Raw genomic sequence first — 19,381 nt, 5'->3', positions numbered from 1 at the left:
AAAGCCTTGTGTCTCAAGGTTGTCAGAATTTGACCATTTTTGAGATACAAACCGTTTGCTCCTCTAATGAGACTACAGTTTTGTGATAAATATCTATACTGTAGTGTCTTGCCAAAGGAAGTAAGCGAATATCAAAACGACGTAGTGAAGCCAATTGGATAGGTTAACCACTACGGCGTTTTTGAAAGGCAGCTAATGTCTAAAACAGATCATGTCTAAAACTGAAACTGCCAAAAACTGAAACAGTAAGACACCGCAATCACAGATTGTTGTGCCATAGACCCAGGTGGGTACTGTGCGGTGACAAGGATAGCAATTGGTGAACTGTAAATAGTCACACCGAGTCTTCAAGGAACCAAGTCCGTTCATTTGTGGCTATCAAAATTGACGTATGACGGTCGCTTTGGTAGTGAACTAATTGAATATATTGATCGGAGTTAGAAATGAGCGATTTAAAAGCAGCAGCACTACGTGCACTTAAACTGATGGACTTAACAACACTGAATGACGACGACACGGATGCGAAAGTAATCCAACTTTGTCATGATGCAAAAAGCCCAGTAGGTAACACAGCTGCAATCTGTATCTACCCTCGCTTTATTCCTATTGCTAAGAAGACCCTTCGTGAGCAAGGTACCCCAGAAGTTCGTATCGCTACAGTAACTAACTTCCCACACGGTAATGATGATGTGGAAATTGCAGTGGCTGAAACAAAAGCGGCAGTAGCGTACGGTGCTGACGAGGTAGACGTAGTTTTCCCTTACCGCGCTCTAATCGCTGGTAACGAGAAAGTAGGTTTCGACTTAGTTAAACAATGTAAAGAAGCTTGTGGTTCTGATGTTCTTCTTAAAGTAATCATCGAAACTGGTGAGTTGAAAGAAGAAGCATTGATCAAGAAAGCTTCACAAATCTGTATCGAAGCGGGTGCAGACTTCATCAAAACGTCAACGGGTAAAGTGCCTGTGAACGCAACACCGGAATACGCTCGTATGATGTTAGAAGTGATTCGTGACATGAACGTAGCGGCAACTGTTGGTTTCAAACCAGCGGGCGGTGTTCGTACAGCTCAAGATGCTAGTGATTACCTAGCAATGGCTGACGAAATCTTAGGTGACAATTGGGTTGATAGCCGTCACTACCGTTTCGGTGCGTCAAGCCTATTAACAAACCTACTAAATACATTAGAAGTGACAAACGAGAAAGCTGATCCAGCAGCGTATTAATCGTTCTGTTTTACAAGATGGCGCTTAGCGCCATCTTCATTTCTAAATAGCAAAAACCATAGTTACCCATCCAATTGGTTCGGGGCTAGGGAGGCACTAATGTATTTACCTCAAACTTTCTTACCACAAGAGATTATTCGCAGAAAACGTGATGGTGAAATCCTTACCACAGAAGAGATCAACTTCTTCATTCAAGGTGTGGCTAAAAACACGGTTTCTGAAGGACAAATTGCAGCGTTTGCAATGGCTGTATTCTTCCGTGAAATGACAATGCCAGAGCGTATCGCACTAACGTGTGCAATGCGCGATTCAGGCATGGTTATCGATTGGAGTCATATGAACTTCGATGGACCGATTGTTGATAAACACTCTACAGGTGGTGTGGGTGACGTAACTTCACTGATGCTAGGCGCAATGGTTGCGGCTTGCGGTGGTTATGTTCCGATGATCTCTGGTCGCGGTTTAGGTCACACTGGCGGTACTCTTGATAAATTAGAGTCTATCCCTGGTTACAACATTACTCCGACTAATGAAGTCTTTGGTCAAGTGACCAAGCAAGCAGGTGTGGCAATTATCGGTCAGACTGGTGATCTAGCTCCGGCGGATAAGCGTGTGTACGCTACGCGAGATATCACGGCAACCGTTGATAATATCTCTCTGATTACAGCTTCTATTCTTTCGAAGAAATTGGCTGCAGGCCTTGAATCATTAGTGATGGACGTGAAAGTAGGTTCTGGCGCCTTTATGCCAACTTATGAAGCGTCAGAAGAACTAGCAAAATCTATCGTTGCGGTTGCAAATGGTGCTGGTACCAAAACAACGGCAATCTTAACGGATATGAACCAAGTATTGGCTTCTTCTGCGGGTAACGCAGTGGAAGTACGTGAAGCGGTTCGTTTCCTAACAGGCGAATATCGTAACCCTCGTCTACTTGAAGTCACTATGGCTTCTTGTGCTGAAATGTTGATGCTAGGAAAACTTGCGAAAGACAGCGTTGATGCTCGTCAAAAACTGCAAGCGGTACTAGACAACGGTCAAGCAGCAGAGCGTTTTGATAAGATGGTCGCAGGGCTTGGTGGCCCAGCAGACTTCGTTGAAAACTACGAAAACTACTTAGATAAAGCGCAAATCATCAAACCAGTTTATGCAGCGCAATCGGGTGTGGTATCGGCTATGGATACTCGTGCGATTGGTATGGCTGTGGTTGGTATGGGCGGTGGTCGTCGTGTAGCAACAGATACTATTGATTACGCAGTAGGCTTTGATAACTTCATTCGCCTAGGTGAAGTGGCAGATAGCAACAAGCCTTTAGCCTTCATTCACGCGCGTAGTGAAGAGCAGTGGCAAGAAGCGGCAAACGCACTACAAAATGCGATTAAAGTCGGTGGTGAATACGTCCCAACTCCTGATGTTTACCGTCAGATCCGTGCAGAAGACGTGTAGTTGGCTGAGGAAAGAGTAATGAAAAGAGCATTTATTTTAGTTTTAGATTCATTCGGTATCGGCGAAACGGCTGATGCAAAAGATTTTGGTGACGTTGGCGCAGATACATTAGGTCACATTGCTGATCAATGTGCGCAAGGTTTAGCGGATAACGCTGATCGTAAAGGTCCGCTTACATTACCAAACCTATCTAAGCTGGGTCTTGCAATGGCGCACAAAGAGTCTACAGGTCGTTTTGCACCTGGACTGGATGATAAAGCTGACATCATCGGCGCTTATGGTCATGCCGCTGAGCTTTCTTCTGGTAAAGACACTCCATCTGGTCACTGGGAAATTGCTGGCGTGCCAGTACTGTTTGACTGGGGATACTTTAGTGACAAACAAAACAGCTTCCCTAAAGAGCTGACTGATCGAATTCTTGCTCGCGCAGGATTAGACGATTATCTCGGTAACTGTCACGCATCGGGCACTCAAGTGCTGGATGACCTAGGAGAAGAACACATGAAGACGGGCAAGCCTATCTTCTACACTTCTGCTGACTCAGTATTCCAAATTGCCTGTCACGAAGAGACGTTTGGTCTAGATCGCTTACTTGATCTTTGCCAAATTGCCCGTGAAGAATTGGCGGATTACAACATTGGTCGTGTTATTGCTCGTCCATTCGTTGGTGCAGGTAAAGGTCAATTTGAACGTACGGGTAACCGTCGTGACCTTTCTGTTGAGCCGCCTTCAGCAACTGTGCTGCAAAAACTGGTTGAAGAGAAGCAGGGTAACGTTGTGTCTATAGGTAAGATCGCAGACATCTACGCAAACTGCGGTATCACTAAGAAAGTGAAAGCTACCGGTATACCAGCGCTGTTTGAAGCAACGCTAGAGCAAATCCAACAAGCGGGTGATGACACGATTGTTTTCACTAACTTCGTCGATTTTGACTCTGCTTATGGCCACCGCCGCGACGTAGCAGGCTATGCTGTAGCACTAGAATATTTCGATGAGCGTCTGCCTGAAGTTCTAGAATTAATGCAAGAAGAAGATGTTCTGATTCTAACGGCTGACCACGGTTGTGACCCAACATGGCAAGGTACTGACCATACTCGTGAGCATATCCCTGTGATTGTTTACGGTAAGAAAGTAGCACCTGGCTCATTAGGCCGTCGTGAAACGTTCGCGGATATCGGTCAAAGCCTCGCAAGTTACTTTGGCATTTCGCCAATGGAATACGGTAAGAACTTTTTGTAATTTCTTAGGGGTTTAGTCTTTATCTCAATGAGAAAAAGAGAACTGGGCTCCCTCTATCAGTTTGGTCCAGGTGTTGAGTTAACACCTAACATCATAAGGAATAATATAATGGCAACTCCTCACATTAATGCTGAAATGGGTGATTTCGCAGACGTAGTACTTATGCCGGGCGACCCACTACGCGCTAAATATATCGCAGAAACTTTCCTAGAAGACGTTGTTCAGGTGTGTGATGTTCGTAATATGTTCGGTTTTACTGGTACTTACAAAGGTCGCAAGATCTCTGTTATGGGCCACGGTATGGGTATCCCATCATGTTCTATCTACGTAACTGAGCTAATCAAGGACTACGGAGTGAAGAAAGTTATCCGCGTGGGTAGCTGTGGTGCAGTAAACGAAGATATTAAAGTACGTGATGTGGTTATTGGTATGGGCGCATGTACAGACTCTAAAGTTAACCGAATTCGCTTTAAAGACCACGATTTTGCTGCAATCGCAGATTACAAAATGGTAAAAGCGGCAGAAGAAGCTGCAAAAGCACGCGGAATTGACGTGAAAGTGGGTAACCTATTCTCTGCTGAACTGTTCTACACGCCAGATCCATCGATGTTCGATGTAATGGACAAATACGGTATCGTTGGTGTTGAAATGGAAGCGGCTGGCATCTACGGTGTTGCTGCTGAATACGGTGCAAAAGCTCTGACTATCTGTACTGTATCTGACCATATCAAAACCGGTGAAGCGACCACGTCTGAAGAGCGTCAGACTACGTTCAACGACATGATGCTTATCGCTCTTGATTCCGTGCTGATTGGTGATCAAGCAGGTTACTAAGTATCCTAACTCGATGAAATAAAATAAAAACCTCAGCATGGTTGAGGTTTTTTATGAGACTTTGCCGTTAATGTGTTGAAGCGAAGCTTATCAACGGCAGTTCTTCACGAAAGTTTTATTCTGCGTTTTGCAGTAGTAGGTTTTCACCTTTTGGCTTTGATTTACGCTTCAACAGTAGAGTAAACAGCACGCCACTGATAAAGCTCATAATCACCATCAAGTACATGTAGCGATCACTCTTACGATAGTGGTGGTCTGAAATCGCCGTCACTTTACCTGTCTCAAAAGTAATGCGCACAAAACCGATCAGGTTGCCATCGTGCACGACGGGTTCCACAAGTTGCTGGCGACCAATGCTCGCGGTTTGCAAAGGTGTATCTAAGCCAAGCACTTCTCTTACACTTAATGCTGAATCACTAGAAGCCAGTTTTACGCCTTCAGAATCATAAATCGTTGCATCAAATACTAAGCGGTCTTGAGCGAGCTGATTGGTGAGATTTAACAGACGCTCTTGGTCCTGCTCAGCAATACTTCTGCCCGCAGTGAGTGACGCTTGGGTAATCAATACTTTAGTAAGTGTTTCTAGCTGGTTTGCTTGGATGCGTTCGTTACCTTTACTAATGACCACGCTATTTTTTATTGTGATGACGAACATGCCAATTAGCAAAAGTAAGGTTAATAGGCGAATAACCATACGAAAGGAGAACAAAGAATCGTCCATAACCATTTTAACTCAAAGAAAATCAGACTTTGCACATATTGAGACTTGCGTTTTTAAATTGCAATAGGGTAACGTCTGCTTATACGAAGACATGGACGCCTTATATATGCTACCTATTAAAAAACATACGTCTCTTATCAATCGACTGCCTGAAACTCGTTTATCTCTGCAATTAGACAAAAGCAAAGCAAGCTGGATTGTATTTGGTGATTTCTTAACAGCTCAACAGTTTGAAGACATTGACTTCTTTACTGGTCATTACAACGCGATAGTTGATGCATGGAAAGTTGGACCTTATGAAGTTGCGCTAATGTCGGGTGAACTGACTAGCGAACACGAGAAAATTTTACAAGGGTTGGGTTTAGATTACGCACGAATTAATGAAGTGCCAGATTTGTCAAAACCGGGTTTGATTGTGATGGATATGGACTCAACAGCAATCAAGATTGAGTGTATTGATGAAATAGCAAAACTTGCAGGCGTAGGTGCTGAAGTTGCTGAAGTTACAGAACGTGCGATGCAAGGTGAACTTGATTTTGAACAGAGCTTACGCCAACGTGTTGGCAAGCTGAGTGGTGCTGATGAATCTATTTTAGAGTCGGTACGTTCTACACTGCCTTTGATGGAAGAATTGCAAGAACTGGTTGAAACACTGCAAGCTTTTGGTTGGAAAACCGCTATCGCATCGGGTGGTTTCACTTACTTCTCTGATCATTTGAAAGCGCTGCTGAATTTAGACCATGCGCAATCAAATACGTTAGACATTGTGAATGGTAAACTAACAGGTAAAGTGCTCGGTGATGTGGTGACTGCACAAACTAAGGCAGACATCGTTGTTGAGCTTGCTACTCAGTTTGATATCGAAATGCATAACACGGTTGCGGTTGGCGACGGCGCCAATGACTTAGTGATGATGGCAGCTGCGGGACTAGGCGTTGCTTTCCACGCCAAACCTAAAGTAGAAGCAAAAGCCCAAACTGCTGTACGTTTTGCTGGCCTTGGCGGTGTGCTGTGTATTTTGTCTGCTGGCCTCGTTAAACATCAGAAAATTAGTTGGCAAAGCAAGCCATAATCTTCACTTTATGCACATCTAAAATAGTGCATATCTGAAATAGAAAAAAGCGAGGCTAGAGCCCCGCTTTTTTTATTCATTTAACTAGATGTTTTTTACGTCCAGACCGGCCAATCGATGCCAGTAACCATTACATTGTTGGCTTTCTAGTTTGGTTGGATGACCACCATGTTCATTTTGCTTGAATTTGTTTAGGTGTTGGAAGGTTTCGACACCCAGTGGGCTTAAACGGACCACATCGACTAAACCTTCCATACTTGGTAAGTCGTTCATCAGGTTATAGCAATAGCCTGACTGCGTTTGAATGCCGTTTAAGTTGAAAACAGATTGGCCTTCCTGACTGCTGACCTGAATCCCTGTTGGGTATTTGATACAGCAGGTTTCACATTCGTCTTTCGCTCGGTTTTCTGCGCGTGCTGTAAAACAACGAGCCGAATAGGCGAGTGGTAGATAACCGTGGCTAAAAACTTCCACTTCGAACCGATTACGGATGCCGATTGTTTCACACTGGAGTAAAACGTTGTTCAGCCAATCCCGTGACAGTTCAACAGGCATACACCATCGTGTCATCCCTTGCTTGAGAAATATTTGCAGCGCGTAAGCATTGTAGGTGTTCACCGCTGGACCAACAATGAAAGGTAAGCCTTTTTCATGCGCCATCTGAATGGCAGACACATCATTCGCTTCAATGGCGAAGTCGCCATTATCAATGTATTTTTTTAGTACATTGATTTCACTGGGCGCTTCGAACAACGCCATGGTTGAAAGAACAACTTGTTTACCTGCTGAAGAAAGCTCTTTGGCAATGTCGAACCAATGTTGCGGTTTCATTTCACGTCGTTTAGAACAAACGGTTTCGCCCAGATAGATAATATCGGCGTTGCTTTCTTTTGCTTGTTGGTAGAAGCTTTCAACATCTTGCTTTGGCCAGAAGTAAAGTAGCGGACCTAGTGCGTATTTCATATTCTCTCCCTACTACTTACTGCCATTTTCGGTGGTATGCACCGAGAGTGGTTTGTGTACCTTCTGAAACGTTGGCAAGTGCCGCATCCCAAGCGCTTTCTACATGGTAGCTCTCGGGGTTCGCAAGGTAGCGATCAATCGCAGTGCGCCATGTGCGAGTAACTTGTTCTACATACGCGGGGCTGCGCTGACGGCCTTCAATTTTTACCGATGCAACATTGGCGGCGAAGAGCTCTGGGAGTAGTGAGAGTGTATTCAGACTGGTTGGCTCTTCCAACGCGTGGTAGCGTTTTTGTTCACCATCGATGTCTGCAATAAAACGACCTTTACATAAGGTTGGATAACCTGCGTTTTCGCCTGTTGCGTACTTATCGATGAGAATTTCATTAAGTCGAGATTCTAAACCCGAATCAGTCTCTTGCCAGCGTACGTATTTGGCCGGAGAACAGGCACCAACTGTGTTTGGGGATTCACCTGTCATGTAAGAAGAGAGGTAACAGCGACCTTCCGACATAATACATAAACTACCAAAAGCAAATACTTCGAGATCAACGCCTTCTGGGACATTACGTGATAGCTGCTTTACCTGATGGATAGAAAGCACGCGAGGCAATACAACGCGCTTAACGTTGAAATTTTTATGGTAAAACTCAACGGCTTTCACGTTGGTTGCGGATGCTTGAACAGAAAGGTGCAACTCTAAATCTGGGTACTTGTTTGCAGCGTAATCAAGGATAGCAACATCAGCCACGATCAAAGCGTCGATGCCGAGATCTGCTGCTTGATCTACTGCGTTAGTCCATCTTTCAAAACCATCAGGATGAGCAAACGTGTTTAATGCGACATGGATTTTTTTTCCATGATCGTGAGTGTATTGAACGGCTTTGTTCAGTTTGTTGCCTGTGAAATTTAACCCTGCAAAGTGGCGGGCATTGGTGTCGTCTTTGAAGCCGATGTAAACGGCATCTGCACCACAATCAATGGCTGTTTTAAGTGCGGGTAAATTACCAGCTGGACAGAGAAGTTCCATTGCTCGGTTACTTATTTTTTAGGAAAAAGTGACCATATTCTATGGATAAATAAGGCTTTTCGATTTGATGTAAGGCAGGTTTCAGTGAATAAGGAATAATTTACTCATTTGGAGTGAGATATGAATCAATTTAGATGGTTTTCCGATGGCGACGGTGCTTAGCAAATAACTCTTCAACTTCGTGTTTAGGTTGTGGACGATGAAAATGGAAGCCTTGAATTGCATGACAATTCAGGTTGGACAACAAGGTCGCTTGTTGCTGCGTTTCCACACCTTCAGCTACAACGGATAAGTTAAGAGATTTACCAAGATTGATGATGTTTTCGATTACCGTGATCTGTTTTGGTAGGGTATCAATATCTGTAATAAATGCTCTGTCTATTTTGAGTTCATCAATTGGGAAACGCGCAAGGTAGGCCAGTGATGAGTAACCTGTACCAAAATCGTCAATAGAGAGATTAAAGCCCAGCTTCTTAATTGCGTTTAGCATCTGTAGTGTGTGCTCACTATCGCTCATTACCGCACTTTCGGTCAGTTCGAAAGTGATGCAATTAGGATCAAGCGAGGTGGTGCGCAAGAGTTTTTCCAGATAGTCGATTAACTGCGGGTTACCAAACTGCTCTGGAGATATGTTGATTGCCACTCGTCCTGGTAAAATCCCTTGTTGTTTCCAGCGCTTTACTGTGGCGAAAACATCACGCATGACTACTCGACCAAGATGTTCAATAAGTCCTGCTTTTTCTGCGACAGGAATGAATGCCGCAGGACTGATGTATCCTTCAACAGGGTGCTTCCAACGTACCAGCGCTTCAGCTCCGTTAACACTGAAATCACGCGCATTCACTTTTGGTTGATACCACACCTCTAAACCATTTTGTTGAAGTGCTTTTTGCAGCTCAATCTCAAGCCATAGACGCATCCGCGCTTCTTTATTCATCTGATCATGGAATTTAATCAGACGATTTCGACCACGATCTTTCGCTTCATACATCGCAGTATCAGCGTTTTGCAGCAAAATACGCGCATCGTTACCGTCACCTGGGTACTGCACACTGCCAATTGAACACGCTAAGCGTTTGCTGAAGTGATGCAAATCAAACGGTTGGTTGATTAAAGAGATAATGCGTTCTGCTAGCATTTCCGCCGAGCGGTTATGTTCAGGTTCTGGAAGAATCAGGCCAAATTCGTCACCACCTAAATGCCCTAAAATGGCCTGTTGTGGCAGTAAACGTTTGAGACGTGACGACACTTCCTGAATCACTTTGTCTCCAATATGGTGACCCAGTGAGTCGTTAATATTTTTGAAGTTGTCGATATCCAGATACAGCAGCACTAATGGGGTATCATTTTGGATTAAGTGCTCCAAACGTTTTGTAAAACCCAATCGGTTATACAAGCCGGTTAACGAATCTATATGAATATCGCTTTGATTGGTTGCACTTAGCTGTTTTGTTGCCTGCGAGGCATCTTGAATCAGAATTAACTGCGAGTTGCTTCCCAGTATTTGGGTTGTTCCTGCATGAAGCTGAACTCGGCGTTCGAAACCACATCGAGGTCCGGTTAAACATACCAATGGGTTTTCTGTTAAAAGTTCACCAAGCTTAGCGTTAAATACGCTTTTGCTTTTTTCATCAACAAACAAACGAGATAGCTCTTCATCCAGCAAATCTGATGTATCTTCAAACCCCAATAAGCGTGCAGCTGAGGGGTTTGCCGAGATTATGAAATCGTCTTCGACCAAAAGTAAGCCGTCAGGCAGTAATGTGGTCAGGGTCGAGAATTTATTCTCAGAATCTTCCAAAGAGCGGATAAGGATTTGTTTTTCTGACGTGTCGATAGCATGGAAAATAATGTATTCCACATCTTTCTTGTCGTTGAAAATTGGAGAAAGCGAAAAATGGAGACTCATTTCCATGTAGATGTCATGGAGAGTCATTTCTGCTTCTATTGTCTCCCCATCGAATGCTCTTAAGTAGTAGCCTTTAAGATGGTTATAAAACTGTTCGCCAAGTATCTGCGAATCATTCATACCAATAAGCTCAGTTGGCGCTAAGCCTGAAACATCACAATACCTTTCATTGACCATCACATAATTATGTTGGTCATCTATTATCGCGAAAAAGAACGGACTGTTAGACGTTATTTTTGCGAACCAATGTTGTAAATGTTGCGAAGGCATTTGCGACGGCATTAAGAAACTACCAACTGTGTTTAAGCGCTTATTTGTTCAATAAGAATTATTTAAGAGCGATACATACTAACTATAACGTTGATTTCACGGTTAGAAAAGCTTCTCTGTGTTGCACAATTTCTTGATGCATAACAGGGTTCGCCACTATCACATCCCGTATGATAAGTTTTCCAAAGACAAAGGTAACGGATAAAGGGCGTGATTAACAACATTCGTATTCAACTAGTTCAAAATGCGGCATCAATTTTGAGATCTCCAGTCAACTTATTGCCTAAGTTTGTGCAAAAAAAGGCCTTACTTGATGGTATGACAATGGTATTTCATGAAGCTCTCGATGATGGTGATTTTGAATTCCTAGAAGGTAAGTGGCTTAAAGTTGAAATTCGCGATATGAACCTCTGTTGGTATATCAGCTATGAAGACGACAAGCTTGTGGTTGCAGACAACATCAAAGATGAAGATGTGAGCTTCAGCGGTAACCTGAATGATTTGGTGTTAATCGCGGGACGTAAAGAAGACCCGGATACTTTGTTTTTCCAGCGTAGACTGTCTATCGAGGGAGATACTGAGCTTGGTCTTGAAGTCAAAAATTTGATGGATAGTGTGGATTTGGAACAATTACCGAAAGCTTTGCAAATTTTACTTCACCAACTCGCCGATTTTGTGCATAAAGGCATGCAAGCACCTAACGCACATAAAGAGGTAGTGAATGCTTATTAGAAGTGAAGCGCCTGCTGACATACTAATTGTTGATCAATTACTGAAGTCGGTCTTTGAAACCGAAGCTGAAGCCAACTTAGTTATGGCTTTGCGTGAGAATGGTAATCGTACACTGTCACTGGTTGCCTGCGAAGACGATGGTGAGGTGGTCGGTTTCGCGATGTTCAGTCCGGTATCTGTTGCTGGTGAACATCTTAATTGGCAAGGCTTAGCTCCTTTAGCGGTAAAAGCTGAATACCGTAAGCAGGGGGTTGGAGCGGAAATCGTTAAAGAAGGTCTTAGTTCTCTCGGTGAACTGGGCTATCCCGCTTGTGTGGTTCTTGGTGACCCAAGTTACTACCGACGTTTTGGTTTTGAAGATGCAAGTCAATACGGTTTCAAATGTCAGTGGGACGTACCTGCTGAAGCATTTCAAATTGTCGCATTGTGGGAAAACGAACTCGACAACAAACAAGGGTTGATTGAGTATTGCCCTGAGTTTAACGAACTTGCTTAATCTCCCTCATTTAGAAGAAGCAAATTTGCTTCTTCTTCCATTTTCGCTTTCAAAAATAGCTTACATCACTTGTTCACATACATGTTTATCTTGCTAGGCAATACTTAGATTTATGGCGTGGCTGGTAACTTTGAGCAGTGGTGATTAAAAGGGAAGTTTGTTAGCATTCAGTTTTCTAACATTATGTATTACTGATTCTTCATTACTATGCCTAATCACGAGCAACAATACTTACAAGCTATGGGAATTCAGAGCTGGGATTTGATTCACCCTGAGCGTTTACAAGGCTATCAACCAAAGAAAGCTGCGTTAGACACAGAGTGTAAGCTGCTATTGGTGAGTACTAATTATCCAACGGCCAGTGAAGCCGCGCTGTTTGAAAGAGTATTGAAGAGTTTCAACGTGGAATTGCAGCAGTCTCAGTACGCTAGTTTGCATAATCTGGCAAATATAGATCTCTCAACACTTGAGTGGATCTGGTTTGCCGGTTGTGATGACGAAATCAATAGCAACATCAAAAAACTTCATACACCACTTTTATCCGACGTTGATGGCAACACTCAACATCGTCGTGATTTATGGCAACAAATTTGTTCTTACGAAGCGAAATAATATAATGTTGATACAGTTTTTACCTTTAGATGATCAGCATCTGGATCATGTGTGGCGAATCGAACAGCAAGCGCATAGTCATCCTTGGAAAGAATCGATGATTCGTCAGCTAGACAGCCGAGGTGCCACTCATTTTTGTATGTTGTTAGACAATCAAGTCATTGGTTATTTTTACGCGCAGAACATTGTTGGTGAAGTTTCTTTACTTAATATCGCTATTGACCCAGCAGTTCAGGGCAAAGGTTATGGCAAGCAGCTTGCGGAGTTTTTCTTAGAACATTGTGAAAGCGTAAAAGCAGAGAGTGCATGGCTGGAAGTCCGAGAAAGTAATTTTCTTGCTTTTGAGTTATACCAACAGATAGGTTTTAACGAGATAGACCGCCGAGTGAATTACTATCCGACAGAAAAGGGTCAAGAAGACGCGATTATCATGAGTTATTACTTCTTCCATTAATGCTTTGTCTGATGGTTATTTGTTGCTACCTAGACGAATAACATCGGTGTGGTTCGCTATCACTTTGTATGGGTTTTCTTGGAAACGCTGCTCGATGTCGGCCACTGGTAGCGGCTTATCAAACAGATAACCTTGGAACTGCTCGCATCCCAATTCTTTTAGTGCATTTAATTCATTAATATCTTCAACACCTTCTGCAATGACTTCTAAATTAAGTCGGCGAGCCATCATCACTATGGTGTCGACAATCGCCTGATCGCTTTCGTCCAAGTGCAATTGAGTAACAAAAGAGCGGTCAATTTTCAGCATGTCGACGGAAAGGTGCTTTAAGTATCGTAGTGAAGAGTAACCTGTACCGAAATCGTCGATAGAGATATTGATGTGATTCTCTTTGAGTTGAGCCATTTTCTCTGTAGAACTCTCAACGTTTTCCAGCAGCAAACCTTCGGTTATTTCAAGTTCTATGTGTTCACCTGAAATTTCTACTTGTTGTAATGTGTCGTTAATAAACTCTACAAAGCCGTCTTGTGCAAATTGAAGTGGGCTGATGTTAATGGCCAAGCGGCGAAAATGAGGTGGTAGAACACCTGCTTTTTTCCACTGTGCATATTGGTAGCAAGCTTGTTCAATAATCCAATTACCGATTTGTAGAATTTGCCCTGTTTCTTCAGCAATAGGCATAAATAATCCTGGAGGTAGTACTCCTTTTCGAGGATGGTTCCAGCGGATTAATGCTTCTACTCCAATAATATTATGATGAATATCCACTTGAGGTTGGTAATAAAGTTCAAGCTGGTTATTTGAAAGAGCTTCATGTAATCCTTTCTCTATTGCTAAGAAAGATTCAATTTGAGCCTGCATTTCAGGTTTGTAAAAAACGTAGTTATTTCTTCCGCTAACTTTTGCCCGATATAATGCTGTATCGGCCTGACGAAGAAGATCGATATTAGTGGTGATGTTTTCGGGAAAAGTAGTTATGCCAAGACTCACGGTACAGTAGAGTTGGTGATCATCAATTGAATAAGGATTTGAAATTAACGCAAGCAGTTGTTTGGCTGAGTCCTCAATATCTTTAGTCGCTACATCTGCGTTGAGAATAGCAAATTCATCACCACCGATTCGTGCTGGAACATAGCCATTTTTTGCCCAAGTCTCCATTCGCAGAGCGATCGCTTTAATTAACTTATCACCGATAGTGTGACCTAATGAGTCATTGATGGTTTTGAAGCGATCAATGTCAATATAGAACAGCACGCCTGTAGTTTTGTGAAGTCGAGCATCATCAATGGCTTCTGACAGGTTTTGCAATAACAAACTACGGTTGGCTAATCCTGTTAAGCTATCGTAATAGGCGAGTTGATTAAGCTTTATTTCTGCTTCTTCTCTGTCTTTCCAAAGTTTGTGAAACGTAAACGCTAACTCACTGATCTCATCTTCATGCTTAGGTATGGGCGGTGGCGTTATGTGCTGTTTTCCTTTTAAAGAGCGAACCCATTTATTGAGAGATATGATGGGTAGTGAGAGCTTACGATAGAAGAAAAGTAGCAAGATGCTAGTCAGTAGAATGTTTCTAAAAAGATCAAATAGCAGAATCTGTGTCGTTTTGTTGAGGAATTCTGTTGCCAGTGAAGACCCGTCGACCGAAAAACTTAAACTGCCGACTAAAACGTTGGATTCGGGTTTATGAAGATCGGTCGTGAAGGTTGGAATTGCTGGAGTGAAATAGCTAGAAAGAAGTTTAACGAATTCGCCAATTTTAGGAATTGGGCGTTGTTTTATGATTAAGGTATCACCGAAATCATCAATGATTTCTACTTTATAAATCGCGGGGTCAGCCATTAAGCTTTCAGCGACTTGTCCAGCGAGAAGGTTGTTTAAATGATAAGCAGCAAGACTAGCGTTGGCATAACTCTGAATTAACTTAACATGATAGTTTTCTTCTACTTTTTTCTGCTCTTGATGGAGATCGATGAGAATATGATAAAAACTAAAGCATATACCCAGTATCACCGACACTAAGAAAACGGTTTTGGCTTGCCTAAATGCCAATGAATTTAACTGCTTTGTTTTAGCCATAGCGCCCAAAAGTCCCTCTAATCCTTTAAAGTTATAGTCCAAATTGGCTAATAAATTAATGCTCAAGCATTAATGACGGCACATTTAACTTTTGTATGACGATTTGTCTTAATGGTTTTCAGGGCTCATCATTTTTGTAAGCTATCCTTGCTTCACGCGAATAAAACCAGAATTCACAGTAATTTAAATAGTTAATCTTCTCAATAGAAATAGTGTGTTTATTTAACAATATTGCTTTTCGTTATTTATTTGGTGAAAGATTACATTGATCTTTTTAATTAATTTATTGAAATAAAAGGTTTTTATTTGGTTTTTGTTCGATTGATAGCATAGCCAATGTCACTTTATATAAGCTTTGATTGTTTATGACGGCAGAATCAGCGAAAATACCCGCCAATCACGATTAACTAATGGATTTGTGCGAGTAAAGCCTTGTAGGTAACCGTTCGCATCTATGTATCCGTACTCAAACGAAAAGAATGATCAAATGGCAGACCCGATTTTTCTAAGCGAAGTCAATAAACGTAGGACTTTCGCGATTATCTCTCACCCGGATGCTGGTAAAACTACCATCACGGAAAAGGTGTTGTTATTCGGACGTGCAATCCAAACCGCAGGTTCTGTAAAAGGACGTGGCTCATCTCAGCACGCTAAATCTGACTGGATGGAGATGGAAAAAGAGCGTGGTATTTCGGTAACAACCTCTGTAATGCAGTTCCCATATCGCGATGCATTGGTGAACTTACTCGATACTCCGGGACACGAAGACTTCTCTGAAGATACTTACCGTACACTTACTGCTGTTGATTCATGTTTGATGGTTATCGACGCGGCAAAAGGTGTAGAAGACCGTACGCGTAAATTGATGGAAGTTACTCGTCTGCGTGATACTCCAATCGTCACTTTCATGAACAAATTGGACCGTGATATTCGCGACCCAATGGAACTGCTAGATGAAGTGGAAAATGAGCTGAAGATTGCTTGTGCGCCGATTACTTGGCCAATTGGCTGTGGTAAAGAGTTCAAAGGTGTTTATCACATTCACCGCGATGAAACAGTTCTGTACTCAACGGGTCATGGTCATACCATTCAAGAAGAGCGCATTATTAAAGGTCTGGATAACTCAGCATTAGATGCTGAAATTGGCGAAGACTTAGCTATGCAGCTTCGTGAAGAGTTAGAACTTGTTCTGGGCGCTTCTCACGAGTTTGATTCTGAGTTGTTCCTCAAAGGTGAACTGACGCCTGTATTCTTTGGTACAGCATTAGGTAACTTTGGCGTTGACCACATGCTGGATGGCTTGACTGAGTGGGCACCCGCTCCGCTACCTCGCCAAGCTAATGAGCGAGAAGTTGAAGCAACAGAAGATTCATTTACAGGTTTCGTATTCAAGATTCAGGCGAACATGGATCCTAAACACCGCGACCGTATTGCGTTTATGCGTATCGTCTCTGGTACCTATCAACAAGGTATGAAGATGAACCACGTACGTATCGGTAAGCAGGTGAATATCTCTGATGCTGTGACTTTCATGGCAGGCGACCGTTCACGTGCTGAAGAAGCTTTTGCTGGCGACATCATTGGTCTTCACAACCACGGTACGATTCAAATCGGTGATACCTTCACTCAAGGTGAAAAACTGAAGTTCTCGGGCATTCCAAACTTTGCGCCTGAACTGTTCCGTCGTATTCGCCTAAGAGATCCATTGAAGCAGAAACAATTGCTTAAAGGTCTTGTTCAGCTTTCTGAAGAAGGTGCGGTACAGGTGTTCCGTCCACTGCAGAACAACGATCTGATCGTTGGTGCTGTGGGTGTTCTTCAGTTCGACGTAGTAGTTGCTCGTTTGAAATCTGAATACAACGTAGAAGCGATTTACGAAGGTGTGAACGTGGCGACAGCTCGTTGGGTTGAATGTTCAGATGCTAAGAAGTTTGAAGAGTTCAAACGTAAGAACCAAAGCAACTTAGCATTGGATGGCGGCGATAACCTAGCGTACATCGCGCCTACCATGGTTAACCTGAATTTGGCTCAAGAGCGTTCACCAGAAGTTGAGTTCCGCGCAACCCGCGAACATTGATTTCGAATAAAGAGCGGCTGGTCAGTCGCTCTTTTCATATTGCAGATACAAAAAAGCCGATGCATTGCATCGGCTTTCTACTATTTATAGTTCAGAATTCATCGCTCAGAATTATTTGCTTTTCTTCGCTGTAGTTTTCTTTTTAACGGTGTCTTTCTTCTTCGCTGCGTCTTTCTTCTTTTTAGCCGCAGTTGGCTTTTTCTTCTTAAATACCGCTTTTTTGTGTTTAGGACGCATACCTTCGATGTAACGCTCTTTGATATCTTCTTTGATATAACGAGCGACACGTTCAATCATTGGCTGATCATGCGCTTCGATAAGAGAAATTGCATTACCTTTCTTACCCGCACGAGCAGTACGACCAATACGGTGTAAATACACATCCGCGGTACGTGGCATATCAAAGTTAATCACGTGGCTGACATCTGGGATATCAATACCGCGAGCTGCAACGTCTGTCGCTAAAAGGATGTTTACCGTACCATCGCGAAAACGTGAAATTGCATTGTTACGACGATCTTGTGGCATTTCGCCTTGGATCCAAACGCAAGGGATCTGCGCACGTTCTAATTCAGTACGAAGATCCGCTAAGCGTTCACGCGTTTTCAAGAATACGATCGCGCGCTCTGACTGCTCGGTTAAGATTGTTTTTAACAGCTCAAGCTTATGTGCCATATCGTCTGCACGGTGGTACCACTGAGTGATTTTCTTGCGCTCACGACGTGGTGGCTCTGCATTGACAATTGCTGGCTCGTTTAGCAAATCTGCTGTGAAACCATCAACACCTTTACCTTCTAAAGTTGCTGAGAACAGAAGGGTCTGTTTACGCCAGCGACATTCAGCTGATAGACGGTCAACGACCGGACCAAACCCCATGTCTAGCATGCGGTCTGCTTCGTCAAGAATTAACCATTCAATTGCACGACAATCGAAACGCTCAGCGTCAATGTATTCCAATAAACGCCCCGGTGTTGCTACAACGATATCTTGAGTTGTTGCCAAAACATCTGCGTGTTCTTGGTATTGAACACCGCCAGTGATACTGAAGATGTTCATGTGCGTGTATTTTGCCAACGCTTTTGCTTGCTCTGTGATTTGCAGCGCCAATTCACGAGTTGGCGTGAGAATCAAAATACGAGCTGGACCTGCTTTCTTACGTGGGAAATCTTGTAGGTATTGCAGCGCTGGGATAACAAACGCAGCCGTTTTACCTGTCCCTGTTGGTGCAGATGCAAACACATCTTTTCCGTCGAGGGCTTGAGGAATTGCTTCGGCTTGAACTTGAGTAGGGCGCTCAAAGCCCATTTCTTCAATTGCCTCGATGAGGTTTGGATCCAGTTCTAAGTCAGCAAAAGATTTGATCACTGTTAATACTCCGCAAGCGCTCGGACTGAGCAGTCAAAGCCGATCAGCAACCGCTGATCAGTAAAAATTAGGGGCGCACATTATAGATGGATCGTCACTCAGATCACATCTTTAATTCTACATCTTTAAATAAAAAGATCGTGTTAGCTCGATGAAGGCTTGAGTGTAGCCTAAATCATCGCGAATGATCAGCGTTGATTCCTCAATATCAATCGGTTCTTTTTTCAGTTCAAACAAAACTCGGCTGATGGGTTTGTTCGGTGTCGGCTGCACTTTGCATAATCGAGATAAGTAAAAGCCACTCTTTTTCGCTAGCTCTATAAATTGTTCACCTTCCGTTATTGGAAGAATAAAGCTGGCGGTTCCTGTCTCGGACAGCAATTGATAAGTGATGTTGATTAATTGCTTATGCTCCAACGTTTTAGTATGTCTAGCTGTTGCTCGCTGAGCATGCTGTGACTGTTCACCGTCATTAAAATAAGGTGGATTGCAGATGATGGCATCGAAAGTTTTGCTGTTTGTAATGTTTAATACATCAACTTGCTCTAAAACAATTCGCCCAGCCCAAGGAGATTGACTGATATTGATTTGAGCCGATCGGTATGCGTGTTCATCAATGTCAATGGCTTGTATTTGTGCATGGGGAAATCGTTGGGCACACATCAAGGCTAAAAGACCAGTACCGGTTCCTATATCAAGGATGTGCGTAATGGGTAGAGAAGATGCAATTTGAGATAATTCATGCTGAAAAGCCCAGGCTCCCAGAAGTACACCGTCTGTGCTGACGGGCATGCCGCTTTGCCCACCCTCAATCGAAAATTGCTTAAATTTAAAGCCTTTAGTATTTAACGTGCTACTTTTCATG

The 19,381-nt window shown here is 43.0% G+C and carries 17 protein-coding genes; 10 read left to right on the top strand and 7 right to left on the bottom strand.

The window, feature by feature from the left end; translation table 11 throughout:
• Positions 1 to 443: 443 nt before the first annotated feature.
• The 4 genes from deoC to deoD all read left to right on the top strand — a co-directional run bounded on the left by deoC (position 444) and on the right by deoD (position 4,739).
• Positions 444 to 1,223, top strand: a complete 780-nt coding sequence (gene deoC / locus G5S32_RS11710) for a deoxyribose-phosphate aldolase (RefSeq protein WP_165312178.1) — start codon at positions 444 to 446, stop codon at positions 1,221 to 1,223.
• Positions 1,224 to 1,322: 99 nt separating this feature from the next.
• Positions 1,323 to 2,666 (top strand): thymidine phosphorylase, encoded by a 1,344-nt coding sequence (deoA, locus tag G5S32_RS11705; RefSeq protein ID WP_165312177.1) that lies wholly within the window; start codon positions 1,323 to 1,325, stop codon positions 2,664 to 2,666.
• 18 nt (positions 2,667 to 2,684) lie between these two features.
• A complete protein-coding gene (locus G5S32_RS11700) occupies positions 2,685 to 3,905 on the top strand; it encodes a phosphopentomutase (RefSeq protein ID WP_165312176.1) in 1,221 nt (406 codons plus the stop codon).
• Positions 3,906 to 4,013: 108 nt separating this feature from the next.
• Positions 4,014 to 4,739 (top strand): purine-nucleoside phosphorylase, encoded by a 726-nt coding sequence (deoD, locus tag G5S32_RS11695; protein ID WP_165312175.1) that lies wholly within the window; start codon positions 4,014 to 4,016, stop codon positions 4,737 to 4,739.
• A 115-nt stretch (positions 4,740 to 4,854) separates the two neighbouring features.
• Here deoD and G5S32_RS11690 read toward each other — a convergent pair whose 3' ends face one another.
• On the bottom strand, positions 4,855 to 5,460 hold the full coding sequence (locus tag G5S32_RS11690) for a YtjB family periplasmic protein (RefSeq protein ID WP_165312787.1): 606 nt from the start codon (positions 5,458 to 5,460) through the stop codon (positions 4,855 to 4,857).
• Positions 5,461 to 5,551: 91 nt separating this feature from the next.
• Here G5S32_RS11690 and serB point away from each other — a divergent pair, with 91 nt between their 5' ends.
• A complete protein-coding gene (gene serB / locus G5S32_RS11685) occupies positions 5,552 to 6,532 on the top strand; it encodes a phosphoserine phosphatase (protein ID WP_165312174.1) in 981 nt (326 codons plus the stop codon).
• Between the two features lie 84 nt (positions 6,533 to 6,616).
• Here serB and G5S32_RS11680 read toward each other — a convergent pair whose 3' ends face one another.
• The 3 genes from G5S32_RS11680 to G5S32_RS11670 all read right to left on the bottom strand — a co-directional run bounded on the left by G5S32_RS11680 (position 6,617) and on the right by G5S32_RS11670 (position 10,716).
• Entirely contained in the window at positions 6,617 to 7,495 is an 879-nt protein-coding gene (locus G5S32_RS11680) for a U32 family peptidase (RefSeq protein ID WP_165312173.1), read from the bottom strand.
• Between the two features lie 16 nt (positions 7,496 to 7,511).
• Positions 7,512 to 8,525 (bottom strand): ubiquinone anaerobic biosynthesis protein UbiU, encoded by a 1,014-nt coding sequence (gene ubiU / locus G5S32_RS11675; protein WP_165312172.1) that lies wholly within the window; start codon positions 8,523 to 8,525, stop codon positions 7,512 to 7,514.
• 130 nt (positions 8,526 to 8,655) lie between these two features.
• Positions 8,656 to 10,716 carry a sensor domain-containing protein gene (locus G5S32_RS11670; protein WP_207621578.1) on the bottom strand — a complete coding sequence of 687 codons (2,061 nt, stop codon included), beginning with the start codon at positions 10,714 to 10,716 and terminating at the stop codon, positions 8,656 to 8,658.
• A gap of 198 nt (positions 10,717 to 10,914) precedes the next feature.
• Between G5S32_RS11670 and ubiT the strand changes: the two genes are divergently transcribed.
• The 4 genes from ubiT to rimI all read left to right on the top strand — a co-directional run bounded on the left by ubiT (position 10,915) and on the right by rimI (position 12,998).
• Positions 10,915 to 11,436 carry a ubiquinone anaerobic biosynthesis accessory factor UbiT gene (gene ubiT / locus G5S32_RS11665; protein ID WP_165312171.1) on the top strand — a complete coding sequence of 174 codons (522 nt, stop codon included), beginning with the start codon at positions 10,915 to 10,917 and terminating at the stop codon, positions 11,434 to 11,436.
• Positions 11,426 to 11,932, top strand: coding sequence for a GNAT family N-acetyltransferase (locus tag G5S32_RS11660; protein ID WP_165312170.1), 507 nt, complete (start codon positions 11,426 to 11,428; stop codon positions 11,930 to 11,932). Before ubiT ends, G5S32_RS11660 begins: the two co-directional genes overlap by 11 nt.
• 207 nt (positions 11,933 to 12,139) lie before the next feature.
• Positions 12,140 to 12,544: a DNA polymerase III subunit psi gene (locus tag G5S32_RS11655; protein ID WP_165312169.1), complete on the top strand. Its 405-nt coding sequence runs from the start codon at positions 12,140 to 12,142 to the stop codon at positions 12,542 to 12,544.
• A 4-nt stretch (positions 12,545 to 12,548) separates the two neighbouring features.
• Complete coding sequence (rimI, locus tag G5S32_RS11650; RefSeq protein ID WP_165312168.1) at positions 12,549 to 12,998, top strand: ribosomal protein S18-alanine N-acetyltransferase; 450 nt, start codon at positions 12,549 to 12,551, stop codon at positions 12,996 to 12,998.
• 15 nt (positions 12,999 to 13,013) lie between these two features.
• Here rimI and G5S32_RS11645 read toward each other — a convergent pair whose 3' ends face one another.
• On the bottom strand, positions 13,014 to 15,074 hold the full coding sequence (locus G5S32_RS11645) for a putative bifunctional diguanylate cyclase/phosphodiesterase (RefSeq protein WP_165312167.1): 2,061 nt from the start codon (positions 15,072 to 15,074) through the stop codon (positions 13,014 to 13,016).
• A 487-nt stretch (positions 15,075 to 15,561) separates the two neighbouring features.
• Here G5S32_RS11645 and prfC point away from each other — a divergent pair, with 487 nt between their 5' ends.
• Entirely contained in the window at positions 15,562 to 17,151 is a 1,590-nt protein-coding gene (prfC, locus tag G5S32_RS11640) for a peptide chain release factor 3 (RefSeq protein WP_165312166.1), read from the top strand.
• 111 nt (positions 17,152 to 17,262) lie between these two features.
• On the opposite strand, the gene srmB is transcribed toward prfC, so the two are convergent.
• A complete protein-coding gene (srmB, locus tag G5S32_RS11635; RefSeq protein WP_165312165.1) occupies positions 17,263 to 18,516 on the bottom strand; it encodes an ATP-dependent RNA helicase SrmB in 1,254 nt (417 codons plus the stop codon).
• A 117-nt stretch (positions 18,517 to 18,633) separates the two neighbouring features.
• A complete protein-coding gene (locus G5S32_RS11630) occupies positions 18,634 to 19,380 on the bottom strand; it encodes a tRNA1(Val) (adenine(37)-N6)-methyltransferase (protein ID WP_165312164.1) in 747 nt (248 codons plus the stop codon).
• Position 19,381 lies beyond the last annotated feature (1 nt).

Source organism: Vibrio ziniensis, assembly GCF_011064285.1.
Lineage (GTDB): Bacteria > Pseudomonadota > Gammaproteobacteria > Enterobacterales > Vibrionaceae > Vibrio > Vibrio ziniensis.
The sequence above is the reverse complement of the archived record's forward strand: the minus strand, read 5'-3'. Positions and strand labels throughout refer to the sequence as shown.

Bases quoted from the DNA above. Each gene is read 5' to 3' on its own strand.
- G5S32_RS11680 (WP_165312173.1), bottom strand. From the start codon at position 7,495: ATGAAATACGCACTAGGTCCGCTACTTTACTTCTGGCCAAAGCAAGAT.
- G5S32_RS11670 (WP_207621578.1), bottom strand. From the start codon at position 10,716: ATGCCGTCGCAAATGCCTTCGCAACATTTACAACATTGGTTCGCAAAA.
- G5S32_RS11630 (WP_165312164.1), bottom strand. From the start codon at position 19,380: ATGAAAAGTAGCACGTTAAATACTAAAGGCTTTAAATTTAAGCAATTT.
- G5S32_RS11700 (WP_165312176.1), top strand. From the start codon at position 2,685: ATGAAAAGAGCATTTATTTTAGTTTTAGATTCATTCGGTATCGGCGAA.
- deoC (WP_165312178.1), top strand. From the start codon at position 444: ATGAGCGATTTAAAAGCAGCAGCACTACGTGCACTTAAACTGATGGAC.
- rimI (WP_165312168.1), top strand. From the start codon at position 12,549: ATGTTGATACAGTTTTTACCTTTAGATGATCAGCATCTGGATCATGTG.
- G5S32_RS11655 (WP_165312169.1), top strand. From the start codon at position 12,140: ATGCCTAATCACGAGCAACAATACTTACAAGCTATGGGAATTCAGAGC.
- deoD (WP_165312175.1), top strand. From the start codon at position 4,014: ATGGCAACTCCTCACATTAATGCTGAAATGGGTGATTTCGCAGACGTA.
- G5S32_RS11660 (WP_165312170.1), top strand. From the start codon at position 11,426: ATGCTTATTAGAAGTGAAGCGCCTGCTGACATACTAATTGTTGATCAA.
- prfC (WP_165312166.1), top strand. From the start codon at position 15,562: ATGGCAGACCCGATTTTTCTAAGCGAAGTCAATAAACGTAGGACTTTC.
- deoA (WP_165312177.1), top strand. From the start codon at position 1,323: ATGTATTTACCTCAAACTTTCTTACCACAAGAGATTATTCGCAGAAAA.
- ubiU (WP_165312172.1), bottom strand. From the start codon at position 8,525: ATGGAACTTCTCTGTCCAGCTGGTAATTTACCCGCACTTAAAACAGCC.
- G5S32_RS11690 (WP_165312787.1), bottom strand. From the start codon at position 5,460: ATGGACGATTCTTTGTTCTCCTTTCGTATGGTTATTCGCCTATTAACC.
- serB (WP_165312174.1), top strand. From the start codon at position 5,552: ATGGACGCCTTATATATGCTACCTATTAAAAAACATACGTCTCTTATC.
- G5S32_RS11645 (WP_165312167.1), bottom strand. From the start codon at position 15,074: ATGGCTAAAACAAAGCAGTTAAATTCATTGGCATTTAGGCAAGCCAAA.